Origin of the sequence: Lutibacter sp. B1, assembly GCF_012524075.1 — a bacterium.
Lineage (GTDB): Bacteria > Bacteroidota > Bacteroidia > Flavobacteriales > Flavobacteriaceae > Lutibacter.
Map to the genome: position 1 here is coordinate 13983 of NZ_JAAZUI010000029.1, position 17340 is coordinate 31322.

General features: G+C 39.1%; 14 protein-coding genes. All 14 read left to right on the forward strand.

From position 1 onward, the window contains the following. Positions 1-37 precede the first annotated feature (37 nt). The 14 genes from HGB55_RS13615 (at position 38) to HGB55_RS13680 (ending at position 17080) form a co-directional block, all read left to right on the forward strand. The gene (locus HGB55_RS13615; protein ID WP_168817441.1) at positions 38-4453 is read left to right on the forward strand and encodes a CusA/CzcA family heavy metal efflux RND transporter; all 4416 of its coding nucleotides are present in this window, start codon (positions 38-40) and stop codon (positions 4451-4453) included. A 16-nt stretch (positions 4454-4469) separates the two neighbouring features. Beyond that, entirely contained in the window at positions 4470-5726 is a 1257-nt protein-coding gene (locus HGB55_RS13620) for an efflux RND transporter periplasmic adaptor subunit (protein ID WP_026775393.1), read from the forward strand. Between the two features lie 245 nt (positions 5727-5971). After that, complete coding sequence (locus HGB55_RS13625; protein WP_168817442.1) at positions 5972-6316, forward strand: P-II family nitrogen regulator; 345 nt, start codon at positions 5972-5974, stop codon at positions 6314-6316. Between the two features lie 16 nt (positions 6317-6332). Next, positions 6333-6755, forward strand: a complete 423-nt coding sequence (locus HGB55_RS13630; protein ID WP_168817443.1) for a Fur family transcriptional regulator — start codon at positions 6333-6335, stop codon at positions 6753-6755. A 44-nt stretch (positions 6756-6799) separates the two neighbouring features. Then, a complete protein-coding gene (locus HGB55_RS13635; protein WP_168817444.1) occupies positions 6800-7147 on the forward strand; it encodes an STAS/SEC14 domain-containing protein in 348 nt (115 codons plus the stop codon). A 9-nt stretch (positions 7148-7156) separates the two neighbouring features. After that, positions 7157-9718 carry a heavy metal translocating P-type ATPase gene (locus tag HGB55_RS13640; RefSeq protein WP_168817445.1) on the forward strand — a complete coding sequence of 854 codons (2562 nt, stop codon included), beginning with the start codon at positions 7157-7159 and terminating at the stop codon, positions 9716-9718. A 45-nt stretch (positions 9719-9763) separates the two neighbouring features. Then, entirely contained in the window at positions 9764-10198 is a 435-nt protein-coding gene (locus tag HGB55_RS13645) for a Fur family transcriptional regulator (RefSeq protein ID WP_026775384.1), read from the forward strand. A gap of 80 nt (positions 10199-10278) precedes the next feature. After that, the gene (locus HGB55_RS13650; RefSeq protein ID WP_026775383.1) at positions 10279-11595 is read left to right on the forward strand and encodes an APC family permease; all 1317 of its coding nucleotides are present in this window, start codon (positions 10279-10281) and stop codon (positions 11593-11595) included. Between the two features lie 9 nt (positions 11596-11604). Next, a complete protein-coding gene (locus HGB55_RS13655) occupies positions 11605-11781 on the forward strand; it encodes a hypothetical protein (RefSeq protein WP_164674149.1) in 177 nt (58 codons plus the stop codon). Positions 11782-11804: 23 nt separating this feature from the next. Continuing rightward, complete coding sequence (locus HGB55_RS13660) at positions 11805-12164, forward strand: STAS/SEC14 domain-containing protein (protein ID WP_027126742.1); 360 nt, start codon at positions 11805-11807, stop codon at positions 12162-12164. Positions 12165-12623: 459 nt separating this feature from the next. After that, positions 12624-13166 (forward strand): hypothetical protein, encoded by a 543-nt coding sequence (locus tag HGB55_RS13665; protein ID WP_027126741.1) that lies wholly within the window; start codon positions 12624-12626, stop codon positions 13164-13166. A 33-nt stretch (positions 13167-13199) separates the two neighbouring features. After that, the gene (locus tag HGB55_RS13670; protein ID WP_116770198.1) at positions 13200-15164 is read left to right on the forward strand and encodes a heavy metal translocating P-type ATPase; all 1965 of its coding nucleotides are present in this window, start codon (positions 13200-13202) and stop codon (positions 15162-15164) included. Positions 15165-15673: 509 nt separating this feature from the next. Then, a complete protein-coding gene (locus HGB55_RS13675; protein ID WP_168817446.1) occupies positions 15674-16525 on the forward strand; it encodes an RteC domain-containing protein in 852 nt (283 codons plus the stop codon). Between the two features lie 276 nt (positions 16526-16801). After that, positions 16802-17080, forward strand: coding sequence for a helix-turn-helix domain-containing protein (locus HGB55_RS13680; protein ID WP_025743375.1), 279 nt, complete (start codon positions 16802-16804; stop codon positions 17078-17080). Positions 17081-17340: the final 260 nt, after the last annotated feature.

A 17340-nucleotide genomic window follows, 5' to 3' on the forward strand; every position in this document is an offset into this window, starting at 1 on the left:
CGCATCGTAAGTTTTAAACTGAATTAATACTTTTTCTATGATTAACAAAATCATTTCATTTTCCATTAATAACAAGTTTATTATTGGGCTCTTTATAGTGGCACTTGTAGGTACGGGCATTTGGTCTATGGCCACTATAAATCTGGGTTCTGTACCCGATATTACCAACAACCAAGTACAGGTTATTACAGTGGCCCCAAATTTAGGTACTGAAGATATTGAGCAATTTGTTACCTATCCGGTAGAATTGGCAATGGCAAATCTTCCTGACGTTATCGAGCTGCGTTCAGTATCCCGTTTTGGGCTGTCCGTGGTTACCATTGTATTTAAGGACGAGGCAGGCACTTATCTTCCCCGGCAATTGGTACAAGAGAAATTAACCGAAGTTGCTGGAGAAATCCCCGAAGGCTTCGGCACGCCATTTATGGCACCAATAACTACAGGTCTGGGCGAAATCTACCAATACACCTTAAAAGTAAAAGAAGGCTATGAAGACAAATATGATGCAATGGAGCTTCGCACCATCCAAGATTGGATTGTAAAACGCCAAATGGCTTTAGTGCCAGGCGTAGTCGAGGTCAATGCCTTTGGAGGTTATGTAAAACAATACGAAGTTGCCATTAATCCTGATAAACTAAAAAGTTTTGGCATTACAATGAATCAGGTATTTGAAGCTCTTAAAGTGAACAATGCCAATACCGGTGGTGCTTACATTGAAAAAAACCACCAAGCCAATTTTATCCGTGGCGAAGGGCTGGCTCGAAGTATCGCCGATTTGGAAAACACGGTTGTGACCACTCAAAATGGAAGCCCTGTCTTGGTAAGGGACGTTGCCGAAAAAGTGGGTTACGGAAACCAAGTGCGTTATGGTGCATTTACCCAAGACGGTCACGAATCTGTAGGCGGACAGATTTTGATGCTTAAAGGCGAAAGCCCTGGTACTGTGATAGAAAATGTACAAAACCGTATTGATGAAATACAAAAATCCTTGCCGGAAGGTGTTTATATAGCACCGTTTTTAAGTCGAAGTGAATTGATAGGAAGAACCACAAGTACAGTCGAGAAAAACCTTATTGAAGGTTCGCTGATTGTGATTTTTGTTTTGGTGCTATTGTTGGGAAGCTTCCGTGGTGGTTTGATTACAGCTTCGGTAATCCCATTATCACTGCTCTTCGCATTTATTTTGATGAAACAATTTGGGGTGTGGGCAAATTTAATGTCCTTGGGTGCAATCGACTTTGGAATCATCGTGGATGGTGCGGTAATCATTGTTGAAGGAATGGTTTTTCATATCCATCAACGGATGAAAAAAACCACAACTGCCATAGGTCAGCCCGAAATGGATGAAATAGCCTACGAATCGGCAAGTACGATGATGAATTCGGCATTTTTCGGACAATTGATTATCCTTATTGTATTTACACCGATTCTCTTTTTGACTGGTGTGGAAGGAAAAATGTTCCGTCCAATGGCTTTTACCTTTGGATTTGCCGTTTTAGGAGCGATTATCCTTTGTCTTACTTACGTCCCAATGATTTCGTCGATGTTCTTGAAACCAGCAAAGAACCAAAACGGTTGGTTTGCCAAGTTTGAAAATAAAATTGATAGGTTCAGTGATAAAATAATGTCTGGGCTAAATAGAGGATATGTACCGTTGCTCAATTTTGCACTTCGTTTTCGGGCTGGTGTCGTTATAGGCGCAGTTACCCTACTATTAATCGCAGGATTTATCTTCAGCAACATGGGCGGCGAATTTATCCCAAAATATGATGAGGGCGATATTGCGTTTCAAGCGTTGATAAAACCAGGTAGCAGTCTTACCGAGTCCATCGAGGCTTCAAAAAAACTTCAAAATTTAATCAATGAATTTCCAGAAGTAAAAACGGTAATTTCAAGAATTGGGGTTGCCGAAATCCCAACCGACCCAATGCCTATGGACATTGCGGATAGTTATATCATTCTTGAAAAAGATAAGAGCAAATGGACTTCAGCAGACAGCAAAGAAGAACTTATCGAAAAAATACAGGAAAAAATTTCAGTTGTTCCAGGCGTAAATTTCGTGTTTACCCAACCTGTAGAACTTCGTTTTAATGAATTATTGACGGGTGTCCGAGAAGATGTTGCCATTAAACTATATGGGGAAGATTTGGGCGTTTTGGCAGACAAGGTACAGGAAATCGCTGCGGTCATTAGAACTGTACCCGGAGCGGCTGACCTCAATGTGGAAGCTACAAGCGGTTTGCCACAAATGACGGTGGTGTATAACCGGGCAAAAATGGCACAATACGGTGTAACCGTTGACAAGCTGAACGATTATGTGAGTGCTTCATTTTCTGGAGAACAGGCAAGTGTGATTTTTGAAGGCGAAAAACGGTTCGATGTAGTAATCCGCTTGGCGAAGGAATTTCGACAAGATATCAACAGTCTTAAAAATCTTTATATCGACCTGCCAAACGGAGCGCAAGTGCCTTTAAAGGAGGTTGCAGATATCAGCTATAAGCCAGGACCAATGCAAATTTCAAGGGACAATACCTCTCGCCGTATTTCGGTTGGGGTCAATGTTCGTGGGCGCGATGTAAAATCGATGGTCGAGGAAATACAGCAAAAATTGGAAACACAGGTAAAATTGCCACCTGGTTATTTTGTAACCTACGGAGGTTCTTTCGAAAACCTGCAACGTGCATCAGACCGCTTGATGATTGTAGTGCCTATCGCACTTTTCCTAATATTCATTTTGCTCTATTTTGCATTGAGTTCGTTCTCACAATCACTAATGATTTATATGGCAGTGCCTTTGGCGGCCATTGGAGGTGTCTTTGCACTATTGATACGAGGAATGCCTTTTAGTATATCGGCAGGTGTTGGTTTTATTGTGCTCTTTGGAGTTGCGGTTTTAAACGGATTGGTACTGATAAACAAATTCAACGAATTAAAAGAAAGTGGAATGACAGACTTAAAAAAACGAATATACGAGGCAACACACGAACGCTTACGTCCAATTTTGCTTACGGCAACGGCGGCCATTATGGGCTTTATCCCAATGGCGATTTCTACCTCTGGCGGGGCAGAAGTGCAGCGACCATTGGCAACGGTGGTTATTGGCGGATTGATAACAGCAACATTTCTGACCTTGGTGGTTATTCCTATTCTTTATTATTGGCTGGAATCCCGAAAAGAAAAGAAGGACAATGGTGGAGATGTAAGTTATATTAAAAAATCAACCAATATTGTAACCGTATTATTGATGGTTGGAGGTTTGATGGCTTCTGGTACTTCATTTGCCCAAGACACCAATCAAGATGGTACAATCCCAAAGACCTTGACCATTGATGAGGCTATTGCTATGGCTAAACAGAATTATCCATCACTTAAAGAGAGCCAAGCATTTATTGAACGGGAAAAGGCACTAAAGGGAACGAGTTTTGACCTTGGTAGCACTCAAGTTTTCACGGGCAAAGAAGAATATGGAAATAATCTTCCTGGAGTGCAGACAACCGTTGGTGTGCAACAGGGCAACATTGATTTGCTTTCCGGTTTTTCAAAATCGAAGTTTTACAAAGAGCGTATTGCCTTGGGAGAAAAGTTTTATGTGGCCAGTGAACAACAATTGGTGCGTAATGTGATGCAAGCGTATGACCAAATAAATTATTATAAGGCGCAGTTGCGCTTTGCAGACCAACTGGACAGTATTTATGCCAATTTTAAGACCGCTGCCCAACTTCGGTATGATACGGGAGAAACAGGCAAATTGGAATTTATTTCAGCCTCTTCCGAATTTCAACAGATTCAAGTATTAAGGCAACAAGCCTTTGATGATATTGAAATAGCCAAACGTGCCTTAAAACAATATTTGGGAACGGATGAATCCATTGAAACGATTAGTGAACCATACAAAACATTGGATTTTATGGCGACATTAGATTCCACTTCGGTAGCGAATAACCCAATGTTGCAATATGCCTTGCAAAATGCCGAAGTAAGTAAAGCAAACGTGGGCGTTGAGAAATCACAATTCCTACCGAAATTCAGCTTATCGTATGGCAGACAGGTTGTGGATGATGTTTCAGGCTTCAACACCTATCAGGCAGGTATTAGTATTCCGTTGTGGTTTTTTCCCCAGAAGTCGAGGGTCAAGGCGGCCAAGGCAGACGCAATGGTAGCAGAGAATCAATATTTGGAACAAAAGGCGGTCACGGAAAGTCGTGTGTCGCAATTGACCAAATCCCTTGAAAAAACAAAGAAGATTTTGCAATATTACGAAGAAGGCGCACTACTCTTGGCAGAAGAACAAATTACCACCGCACAATTGGCATCTAAAGAAGGCGAAATAGATTACGTCAATTACATCACGATTCTCAATAGTGCCATCCGCATTAAACAAAACCATTTACAATACATCAATCAGTTTAACCAGCAGACCATTGATATGCAATATCAATTGGGCAATTTATAACCTTAAAAAAAGAGAAATGAAGAATATACTATTAGTAAGTACCGTATTATTTACACTTATGTTTATGAGTTGTAATGATGCCCCAAAATCTGAACTTGGGCATAACGAAGCCGAAGGCGTATCAAAAACCAATGAAGCTGGAGAAGATGCACACGGCGAGGAAGGCCACAGTGAAGGAGAAGAAGAAGGTCACAGCGAGGAAGAAGGCGTTGTGGAACTCACAAAGCAACAGGCCGAAACCATAGGTTTGGAAATGAAACTTTTGGAGGAACGCAATTTAGGGAACAACATTAAGGTAACAGGAACGCTGGAACTTTTCCCACAGGACAAGGCGAACATAAGTCCTTTTGTTGGTGGAAATGTGAGTTCCATAAAAGTAATACCCGGAGATAACGTAAGCAAAGGACAGGTGTTGGCATATATAGAACACCCTGATATCATTGCAATGCAACAAGATTATCAGGAAAAAAATGATGAATTGGTCTTTTTGAAACAGGATTTTGAGCGCAAGCAGACTCTTTATGATAAAGGTGTTTCTTCTGGCAAGGAATTTCAAATGGCACAGTCAAAATTTCGTTCTACAACATCCAGCGTCAATGGTTTGCGGTCCCAATTGAGACTGTTGAGCATTAACCCGGACAAAGTGGCGGAAGGACAGATATATTCCGCTGTTCCCATTACCTCGCCTATAAGTGGGTATGTGGATGAAGTAATGATTAGCCTTGGCGATTACGTGGCACAACAATCCAAAATGTTCTCGATAAGCGACAACTCAAAAATTTATGTCAACTTCAAAGTATATGAGAAGGACATAAAGCAAATCAAGCAAGGGCAACAGATATATTTTTCCACGGCCTCTCGTCCAGATGAACTGCTTAAAGCAACCGTTCGGTCTGTTGGTAAAACCTTCAATACAGACCCAAAAGCTTTGGAAGTTCTGGCAGATATTGAAAACAAGGATAAAAACCTATTGCCGGGTATGTATGTGGAAGGGCGAATAGTGCAAGGCGAGAAAAAGGGTTTTGCCGTACCGGAAGCTGCCATTATAAAAGAAGGCGAGCAATCCTTTATTTTTATTTTGGATGAAGATGAAGAAATGGAAGCGGACAAAATGAAATTTAAAATGATACCCGTAACGGTTGGTATTACTGATTTAGGCTTTGTTGAAGTCAACCTGCCTGCCGAAGTTTCAAAGGATGCCAAAGTCGTGATAAACGGAGCTTATAACCTGTCTTCGGAAATGGTCAAGGGCGAACTGGAACACGGACATTAATTCAATAACAATCAAAGATTTTGATTCCGAGTTTGTTTATCGTCTTAATTAGTTAGTTAAAAATTAAAAAACAGGCTCGGTTCAAAATCGATTAAAAATTTAAAAATATGAAATGAGCTATAACAATGTGGATACCAACCACAATGTTGATTGGCGAAATCAGAGATTCACGAACACCTTTAAATAAAATAAAAACGATGTGAGTAATTACATATGACCATTAAAAAACAAATAAATATCAACAGATGAAAGAAATAAAAGCATTTATAAAACCAAACCGAATCCAAAGAGTCATTGAAGCACTTTCTGACAATGGATTTGAAAGTATGACCTTATCTCAAGCTGAAGGAACTGGTGCGTTTAAGGCTAAAGGTGCAAGACCATCACTCGATTTTCATATTACAGATAGTCGTGTAGTAAAAATCGAGTTGGTATGCCAAAATGAAGAAGCCCAAGCAGCCATAGAAATTATTTTAGCCAATGGTAAAACAGAAGAACCAGCTGACGGTGACGGTATTATTTATTTGTCGGATATTGAAGATGCCTTTCAAATTAAAACAGGAGATTCCTTAAAACGGCACGACCTGTAAATCTCTTTTTAAACAAATGGAAAAAATAGTTCAATTTTTAGAAAGCAAAGGAATACGACCTACAGCTATGCGCCTTATGACATATAAGCGGTTGGCAGAGTTGAATGTGGCCATCAGCCTTGGCGACTTGGAAAAGGATTTTAAGGTCAGTGAAAGAAGTACCCTATTTAGGACTATGAAAGCGTTTGAAGAAAAAGGTATTGTGCATCAAATCGAGGATGGTACGGGAGTTATAAAATACGCCCTTTGCGAAGAAAATTGTGAATGCGAGGTCGGCAACGACCTTCATTTGCACTTTCATTGCAACAATTGTAATGAAACGGTCTGTTTAACAGAGCATAAAATCCCTCACATCAACTTACCTGATGGTTATATTACCGAGGATATCAACTTGGTGGTAAAGGGTATCTGCGAAAAATGCAGTGGCAATTTGGTTTAAACGTTTGGTTTTTAAATTCAATTATCATTTATAAATAATGAGCAATGATAACAATCTATAAAAAAGAGGCTACTGTATATATGGTAGCAGAGAATAAGCTGGATGCCAAGGATTATGAAAACTTGATACCAGTCTTAACAGAACATATAACTGCCCATCCACAAGTGTATTGGTACATCGAGATGGAAAATTTTGAAGGCTGGACAGCAGAGGCATATTGGAAGGGAATTGAATTAAACCTTCCGAATGAAAAGCATTTAAAGCGTGTTGCTTTGGTGGGTAGCGTTAAATGGCAGGAGCAATTTACCGAGGTATTGCTTCCTTTTTCAGAAGCTCATATAAAATTTTATAAGACCGAAGAAAAAGACGATGCCAAAGAGTGGATAAAATAAAAATAAAAAATGGAAAAACTACAACTAAAAATACCGGTCATCCTTCCGCAAGTTCCTAACGAAAAAGATTCTTGTGTTGAAAGGCTTATTCAAAAACTACAAGCTAAAGAGGGCATCGAAAAAGTGCACATTGCCGATGCAAACGGAGATGATGTGCCGCAGCTCTGTTTTCATTATGACCCAGATATCATTTCCATTGACCGCATTCAATCCCTCGCCGAAAGTACTGGTGCCGAGATTACCGAAAAATACGGGCATTTGCTCATTGAAGTTAAAGGAATCAGACACACAAGGCAGGCTCGTTCCATAGAGAAAAGCCTTTTGACAATCAATGGAGTTTTGGAAGTTTCCGTTTCAGGCTCTGGAATGGTACGTGTGGAATTTGATAAAGGCATTACAGGATTTGGGGCTATTAAAAAGAAAATAGAAAAACAAGGGCTTACCATTATTGAACCTTCCGTTGATACAGAAACGTATTTACAAAAAATGGAAGTTTCCAACGGTGAAGAAAAATCTGAAGATACTCAAGACAAGGAGGAAAATCAACACGTTGGCGAGAGCGAAGACCACGTTCATAAAGACGGCGAAGAACACAACCACAAGGAGGGTGAAAGTGAGGCACACGCCCACGGTGGTATTTTTGGCAAGAATACCGAACTTATTTTTGCCATCATTTGCGGTACGCTTCTGGGTATTGGTTTTGGCCTTTCCTACGTAGAATCAATACCGGATTGGGTTAGCTTATCTTTATACGTCGGTGCTTACTTTTTTGGAGGGTACTTTACGGCGAAAGAGGCTATACAGACCGTAGCCAAGGGCGGCTTTGAAATCGACTTCTTGATGTTGGTTGCCGCCATCGGTGCCGCAGCTCTGGGCGAATGGGCAGAAGGTGCCTTGTTGCTGTTCCTGTTTAGTTTGGGGCACGCCCTTGAACATTATGCAATGGAAAAGGCCCGAAAGTCCATTGCGGCACTGGCAGATTTAGCACCAAAAACGGCATTGCTGAAAAAAGATGGCAAGACAGAAGAAGTCGGGATTGAAAAATTAAGTATAGGCGATATCATTGTGGTCAAGCCCAATAGTAAAATATCCGCAGATGGCGTCGTGGTCAATGGAAAAAGCAGCGTCAACCAGGCACCTATTACTGGGGAAAGTGTACCCGTGGACAAAATTCCCGTGGAAGATACGAGCAGGGACTATTCGGCAGACGATGATATCAAGGACGAAAATCGGGTATTCGCTGGAACTATCAACGGTAATAACACGCTGGAAATAAAGGTAATCAAGGAAGCCAAAGACTCTACACTATCCCGACTGGTCAAACTGGTTAACGAGGCGCAGACCCAGAAGTCCCCTACCCAACTGTTGACCGATAAGTTTGAAAAATACTTTGTACCATCCGTACTGATACTGGTGGGTATCCTGCTCTTTGCCTTTCTGGTCATTGATGAACCGTTTAGTGCAAGTTTTTACCGTGCAATGGCGGTATTGGTAGCCGCCAGCCCCTGTGCACTGGCCATTTCAACACCAAGTGCTGTATTAAGCGGGGTTGCAAGAGCGGCTCGTGGCGGGGTACTTATCAAAGGTGGGCGACCGCTTGAGGATTTGGGGGTCATTACGGCTTTGGCTTTTGATAAAACGGGCACGCTTACAGAAGGCAAGCCCAAACTTACCGATGTAGTACCATTAGGGGATATTGAAGAAAATGAACTGTTAAAGATAGCTGTTGCTGTTGAAAATTTGAGCGACCACCCTTTGGCCAAAGCTGTCGTAAGGGATGGGAAAGAGCGTCTGAAAGGTACTGATATTAACGATGCGTCAGATTTAGAAGCGGTTCTCGGAAAAGGTATCAAAGCGTCCTTGGGCAAGGATAAAATCTATATTGGAAACCTTGACTTGTACGAAGACCTCGATGAAGCAAAACCATCCGAAGAAATATCGAATAAAGTAAAAGAACTTGAAAGCGACGGAAACACGACGATGCTTATAAGAAGGAACAAAGAATATATCGGTATCATCGCCCTGATGGACACCCCACGGGAAGCGGCCAAGGAAACACTGAAAAAATTAAAGGAAATCGGTATCAAGCGGATGATAATGCTAACCGGGGATAATCAAAAGGTTGCCGACGCCGTTGCTAAAGAAATTGGATTGACCGATGCTTGGGGAAGCCTGTTGCCGGAGGAAAAAGTGGATGCCATAAAAGAATTAAAGGAAAAGGAATCCAAGGTGGCAATGGTGGGAGATGGTGTAAACGATGCGCCTGCGATGGCAAACAGTACCGTAGGTATTGCAATGGGTGCAGCGGGCAGTGATGTGGCTTTAGAAACCGCGGATGTTGCCCTAATGGCCGATAAATTGGAAACCCTGCCCTTTGCCATTGGCTTAAGTAGGAAAGCAAAGGCCATAATCAAGCAGAACCTTTGGGTAAGCCTTGGGGTTGTGGCACTTCTGATACCAGCCACCATTTTGAGCTGGGCAAACATAGGAATAGCCGTGGCATTTCACGAGGGGTCTACCTTGGTAGTCGTGGCCAATGCGCTGCGCCTTTTGGCTTATAAAAAAGATTAGAAAAATTGGGACATAGAAGAACCTGGTTTTTTGAAAGAATATTAAATGACAAAGACGGAAAAAACATTATTGGCTAAAGGGATTCGACCTACTAAAATGAGGTCGAAGATATACAAGTTCCTAAAAAGGAAACAAAGTGCCGTGTCCTTTTCCGATTTGAAAAAGGCCTTTGTTCAAAAGAGCGAAACCAATAAAACAGCAAACAGAACGACCTTTTATCGAAACCTCAAGATTTTCGAGGATAAAGGGCTGATTCATCAGATTAATGATGGGGTCGGAGTGGCAAAATATGCGATTTCTGATGAAAACGCCAAAGGTAAATACGGTACAGATTTACATATGCACTTTCATTGTACCGATTGTAGGAAAACAATCTGTTTACCGAATAAGATATCGGAAGAAAGCTTGCCACACGATTATGAAGTGAACGATGTGAACTTGGTTTTGAAAGGAATATGTGAAAAATGCAGGAAAAAATAACAGGTGGGAGTACTTGAACCTTGAACCCTTGCGCCCAATGGTCCAGTTCAGGTTTCTTCCACCCTCTTTAACTAAAAAATATGGCAGAACTAAAAAAATCTTTGAGTACGCTTCGACTTACCTTTTATGGCGTTGGCACGATTGTGGGTGCAGGAATCTATACCGTGATTGGTGCAGCTGCTGGACAAGCGGGCACAGACCTTTGGTTGAGTTTTATTTTTGCAGCAATTGCGGCTAGTGTCTCTGCAATGTCCTATGCAGAGTTGTCCTCTACCTATCCCAATGCTGGTGCGGAATTTATTTTTGTACGCAAGGCATTTCCAAAAATTGATATTCCGTCTTTTCTCACGGGTTGGACGATTGCGTTTCATAGTTCGGCCACCATTGCAGCCGTGTTACTTGCCTTTTCGGGGTATTTCAATACGTTTTTTAATATGCCCTCTCTTCTAATAAGTTATGGCATTTTATTGGTGTTGTCATTAATTAGTATTACAGGCATCACAAAATCGTCGACAGCAAATATTATTATGGTCAGCATTCAACTTTTGGGATTGTTATTATTGATAGTATTTGGACTTTTGGAAACTGGTCCACCCAAAGCAGAATTTTTTAAAGTTGAATCGATTTCTGGAACTTTGGCGGCCACAGCTACACTGTTCTTTATCTATACTGGTTTTGAACATATGGCAGCTTTGGGTTCGGAAGTTAAGAACCCAGGGAAAACAATTCCCCGTGCATTTTTAATGACTATGGTAATAACTACAATAATTTATTTATTTATTGCTTTTACGGTTTTGAATATTGCAGACCCTTCCGCTTTGGCAAACGTGGATTCGCCACTTTCTCTTGCATCTTCCAATCTCAACAATTGGTTGCCTGTGGTATTGGCTATCGCTGCACTTTTTGCTACGGCTAATGCTGCTTTTAGTGGTATCATATCCATAAGTAGGTTGCTTTTTGGAATGGCCAGTGTGGGAGAACTTCCAAAGTTTATGACCAAAACCAATGCACAGAAAGTACCGTGGGTTACTACTATTGTAGTTATGGCAGCAGTTGCGGGATTTTTATTGTTGGGCGATATTAAGATTGTAGCAGGTATGTCTTCTTTAGGCGCTTTACTTGTTTTTGTTGCCGTAAATGTCGCACTTATCGTGCTTCGGTTTAAAGCACCAGAGCAAGAACGACCATTTAAAGTTCCTTTGGCTATAGGACGAGTGCCGATTTTACCCATTTTGGCGATACTTATAAGTCTATCATTGATAATCCAATTTAATTGGCAGGTTTATTCAGCGTTCGTAGGTGCTGTTATCGTGGGTATTGTGCTTGATTATTTTTTGGACAAAAAGTCAAAAGATGAAATAGACCCTGAAAAAGAAAAGGAACTTTTTAACCATTAAAATGAAGCTATGGACTGGATGTTTGAAGATTTTAAAACTGACCTAGATACCTTAAATCCTATTGTACGAGAAAAAGCCCTGTCCATAGCAAAAGAACTAATTGAAAAAAAAGATATTTCAGCAAAAGAAGCTTTATCAGAAGGCATCATAAGGGCGGAAGAATGGTTTTACGATTTAGAAGGATAATTATTAATTAAAAACTATATAAAATGTTACAGATAATCGAATTAAAAGAAAAAAATATTGTTGCAACAAAAGCTTCGGGCAAATTGAGAAAAGAAGATATAGAAAAAATCCATCCACTTATCCACGCCATACTGGACAAAGGAATGAAAGTCCGGTGGTATTTTGAGATGGTCAACTTTACAGGTTGGGATTTACCTGGTTTATGGGAAGACCTAAAAATGGACACAGCCCACGCCACGGACTATGAAAAAATAGCAATGGTAGGAGATAAAAAATGGCAGAATTGGATAACCCAATTTATGAAGCCTTTTACCAATGCCGATATTAAGTATTTCAATATAGACCAAAAGGAAGATGCCAAAAATTGGATTGAGAGCCAGTAAGCTTACTTCCGTAAAAGACAGACGATGAATAAAAAAAGCATTCTTATTACCATTTTAATTGGGTTTGCCATAGGTGTTTTTATCCTTCAACCTTTTGGGATAACAATTTTCACGTTTAGCAGCCAGAATTACGAAATCAATTGATGGCAATATTTAATAAATAATTTCATTGAAATTTTAAATATCAATGGGAATCAAATTTTTGAGAACACTCTGTTTGGCTTATTAGGTGCAAGTGTTGCGCTAATTTATTATTTCGGTAAACGAGAAAAGGATATAGATAACAAGTAGCGGTAAATCGTTATAGGAATGAGCGAAATTTTTTATTTAAATAAGTTAAGTGAAAACTTAATTAATAGCAGGCAGCTTTTATGATGCTTTTTAAAGCAAAATGATTAATAGTATTAAAAGCAAAAGTAGAAGCTGCTTTTTTAAATTATACAAGTAAAGATGCGCATTATGAATATTAAACATTGTTTTTTAATAATCTTGTTGGTTAGTTATTATAAGGTAAATGCCCAAAAAGTTTATACAACTGAAGAAGGTCATATTATGATGATGACTTTGGTTGATGATAAACCCATCAAGGCAGAAAGCCATAAATTGGCACTATATCTTGATTATGATTCCAAAGTGGTCAATGGTGTACTCGACCTTAAGACTTTATCAACATATAGTCCTAAAATCAATGCCCTTTTAGAACAGCGGGAAGACCCTTTAATACTTCGGTTTACTGGCACTATTCCATCACAGGATTTTTTATCAAAACGGCACGACCCTATCAACTTTAATTGGCTGATAGATGTTACTTATCAAGGGAAATCCTTTAAATCACAATTTAAAGCAACCATTACCCATATAGAACAAGGAGTAAGTATGTCCTGCCTGATAAGTGCAACCGGACAATTATTGGTTTCAAATACTGGTTTGGATTCCTTAATAGAGGGTATCGATGATACCATAGAGGTGCAGTTTGCCCAATTGGTGTTGAGATTGGAATGACTGTGAATTTAAATAAAATTATAATTGATATAAATGAAAAAAAAGAAACTGAATTTAAGAGATTTAAATAAAACTTCATCCGATAATCACAAGCGCAATGATGGCCACAACCATAGCAGTCCGGAAAGTATAGGGAAATTTAAAATTTATGTACCAGCAATTTTCAGCTTTGTAATGCTCATTGCGGGCATTGCGTTTGATTATTTTGAAACCTTCCCCTATTTTTCGGGCTGGATACGTATCGTCTGGTATGCAGTCGCATACCTTCCAGTAGGTTTTCCTGTAATAAAGGAAGGTTGGAAAAGCATCAAAAATGGCGATTTTTTTACCGAGTTTTTATTGATGTCCATCGCAACCATAGGTGCATTCGCCATTGGCGAATATCCCGAAGGTGTGGCAGTAATGTTGTTTTATGCTGTAGGCGAATTGTTCCAAAGTGCCGCCGTTAAAAGAGCCAAGAGAAGCATCAAGGCATTACTGGATGTAAGACCTAATGAAGCCTTGGTCTATAGGAACAACAATTATGTTTCTGTAAATCCCGAAACCGTTGCTATTGGCGAAAAAGTGCAAGTCCGTGTGGGCGAAAAAATCCCTTTGGATGGTATTTTATTGTCCGAAAAAGGCTCGTTCAATACCGCAGCATTAACGGGCGAAAGCAAACCTGACACCATTGCAAAAGGAGAAAAAGTATTTGCAGGAAGCATCAATCTGGATGGCGTTATTGAAATTGAAACGACCAAAGAATTTAAGGATAGTTCCATTGCAAGAATTCTTGATATGGTGCAAAACGCCACCGCACGGAAATCAAAAACCGAATTGTTCATTAGAAAGTTCGCAAGAATCTATACACCAATCGTTGTCTTTCTTGCGATTGGATTGACGTTTATACCCTACTTTTTTGTGGACGATTATGTCTTTAGCGATTGGTTGTATAGAGCCTTGATTTTCTTGGTTATTTCCTGTCCTTGTGCATTGGTTATCTCTATTCCGTTGGGTTATTTCGGTGGATTGGGAGCAGCTTCAAAAAATGGAATTCTCTTTAAGGGAGCTTCCTTTTTGGACGAAATGACAAAGGTAACTACGGTTGTAATGGACAAAACCGGAACCGTGACCAAAGGGGTTTTTAAAATCAAAAATGTCGTTGTAAACAATGGGTCATTGAGCGAAGCCGAAATGATGAAATACCTAATGGCGATGGAAGAACAATCCACTCATCCCATTGCCAAGGCAATTATGGAATATAAAGCCGATGGCGAAGATTTTCAGGCAACAGAAGTAACCGAAGTCGCAGGAAAAGGATTAAAGGGAATGGTCAATGGCAAAACTGTTTTAGTTGGGAATAAACCATTGATGATTTCAAATAATATCGAAGTTCCATCTGAAACCGACAACATTGTAGAATCCATTGTGATGGTTTCCATTGAAAGCAAATTTGCAGGCTATGTAATCATTGCAGACGAGTTAAAGGATGATGCACACGATGCCATTAAACAAATTCGGGAATCTGGTATTTCAAAAATCATAATGCTTTCGGGCGATAAGGATTCAATTACGCAACAAGTTGCCAAAGAAATGGGTGTAGATTGGGCAAAAGGCGGTTTGCTTCCAGAAGATAAATTGAAGGAAGTCGAAAAACTAATGTCCGAAAACGATAACAAAGTTGCGTTCATTGGCGATGGCATAAACGATGCGCCAGTTTTGGCAGTAAGTGATGTAGGTATTGCAATGGGTGGTTTAGGTAGCGATGTCGCCATTGAGACCGCAGATGTCATTATCCAAACAGACCAACCGAGCAAAATTGCAAAAGCTATTAAAATAGGTCGTTCAACCAGACGTATTGTATATCAAAATATTGCGCTTGCTTTTGGAGTAAAAGCTGTGGTTCTTGTTTTGGGAGCAGGCGGTCTGGCGACAATGTGGGAAGCTGTATTTGCGGATGTGGGAGTGGCTTTGTTGGCTATTTTAAACGCTGTAAGATTGCAGAAGATGAAATGGTAATAATCAAAAGCGATGTATCAAGAACAGAAAAATAAAAGAAATAAGAAAGTTAATAAATCATCGAATAACAAAATCACAAAAAAAGATAAGTTCAATGGGATTCTTGCAATAATCTTTGTGGTAATAACCGCATTCCTATTATACTATTTTGTGCTAAAAGGGAATATTCATAAGCATTGATTAACTACGAGAATATAATGTTCCAAGTGGTTTGTGTGGCTACAAAAATTGAAGTGGAAATGATTGATATATAGTAAAAATGATATTCTATGTCGGAAAATAGACGGAATAGACGAAATAAAAAAAACAATAAAGTACCAGCTGTAAAAAATAGCATTACCAAAAAAGATAAAATAATTTGGATTGGTATTCTAATCGTTGTTATCCTGTTAATCTGCTTTGTACTGTTCTTGCAGTTCCTAAAGTATTTTATATCTATTTAATTAATTACAATTTTAAATGCAACGCTATTGCAGAAGATTAAGTGAAAATAATGATACCCAGAATGAATGACGACAAATTACGACGACATATTAAAAAAATTAGACAATAAATTAGATATTCTTGAAATAGAAGAACAAGATATTTTACTCAAAGCTGAAAAAGGGATTAAACTTGCAAAGCAAACCCTTAAGAAAGTTAGAAGTATCGTAGTTGATTATGAATTTGAAACCAAATTAGAGGAAATACATTTCTTTAAATGTACTAAACCGAAAATTTATAGCAAACTCATCTATTATGTAAAACTATTTAATATTGAAGGTAAAAGACCGAGGGGAAGTAATAAATCTCAAGTAAAATATTTGAACAATTATATTGAAAAACTTCAAACTTATTTTAACGACAATCTCGATTTTTACCATTATTACCGTAGGGAAGCAACTGTATTTGATGAACAATATTTTTTGAGAGGCAAGGCAGATATTCGGTTATTCCCGGATTCATTTCACTTTTTTGTAGATGAACAATTTGCAACAAGCCACGATAGTACCGTAGCCACAATTTTAGCCTACGACCTTTTGATTGTACACTTAAAACGGGAAATTGATAAATTGGAAAATAATGGAAATTATGCAAGTTTAAGATTGTTACAAAGTAAAACCAAAATTACCTGGACAGCCCACAAAATATATTTAATTGAACTGATATACGCTTTGCACAGCACAGATGTCATAAATAATGGTACTGTTGACATTAAAGATATTGCCTATTTTGTTGAAAAAACGTTTAAAGTGGACTTGGGCGATTATTACAGAGCTTTTCTGGAAATACGAATGCGTAAAAATGGTAGAACCAAATTTTTGGATATACTGAAAAAGCAGTTGACCAAAAGGATGGATGATACTGATAACATAAAATAAAACACCCAAGATGCTTCAACTTGGGTGTTTCTTGTTTTATGGAAAATCTCATTTTATTTGGTGGTTTTTAGATAGGGTATTTTTTCTGAAGAAGTACCAAAACCCTCTATTGTATTACATTGAAAATGAGAGAAGAAAAACACCCAAGTAGGCCTAACTTGTGAATAAAATCCAGCAAACTACCCCAATTTTGTAGAACGAAAGTCAAATCAGGTCAGGGGCTATCATTTTAGATGAAAGCAAAACGGTAGTCCCTTTCTTTTAATCCGTTCTATTATGCCCACAAGTATTATTACCACAGACGACCTTCGAGAATTCAAAATGGAACTGCTCGATGATATCAAGGAACTACTCAATAGCCAATCTGGTCATATTACCAAAAGGTGGCTAAAATCCCCTGAAGTAAAAAAGCTTTTGGGAATCTCTTCTGGCACGTTACAGAATTTAAGAATTAATGGCACATTGCCCTACACCAAAGTAGGGGGTGTACTCTATTACGATTACGAAGAAATAATTAGCGTAATGGAAAATAATAAAGTTCATAACAAATTCTAAATCGTTTTGGAGCAGGTCAATTACATTAAGCACCTAAACGCTGTATTCTTACAATTCTCAAAGGATAGCCGTTTAAATCCCACGCACATAAGTTTGTACGTGGCATTGTTTCAATTATGGAACAACTATCACTTGGACTTGCAACAAAAAGTCGGACAATTTTTTTAAGACCTAAGCTACATATTTAAATTGATAAAATTCTTGTTCTACTTCATAAGGGGTTTTATATCCCAAAGAAGAGTGTAGACGTTTTTTGTTAT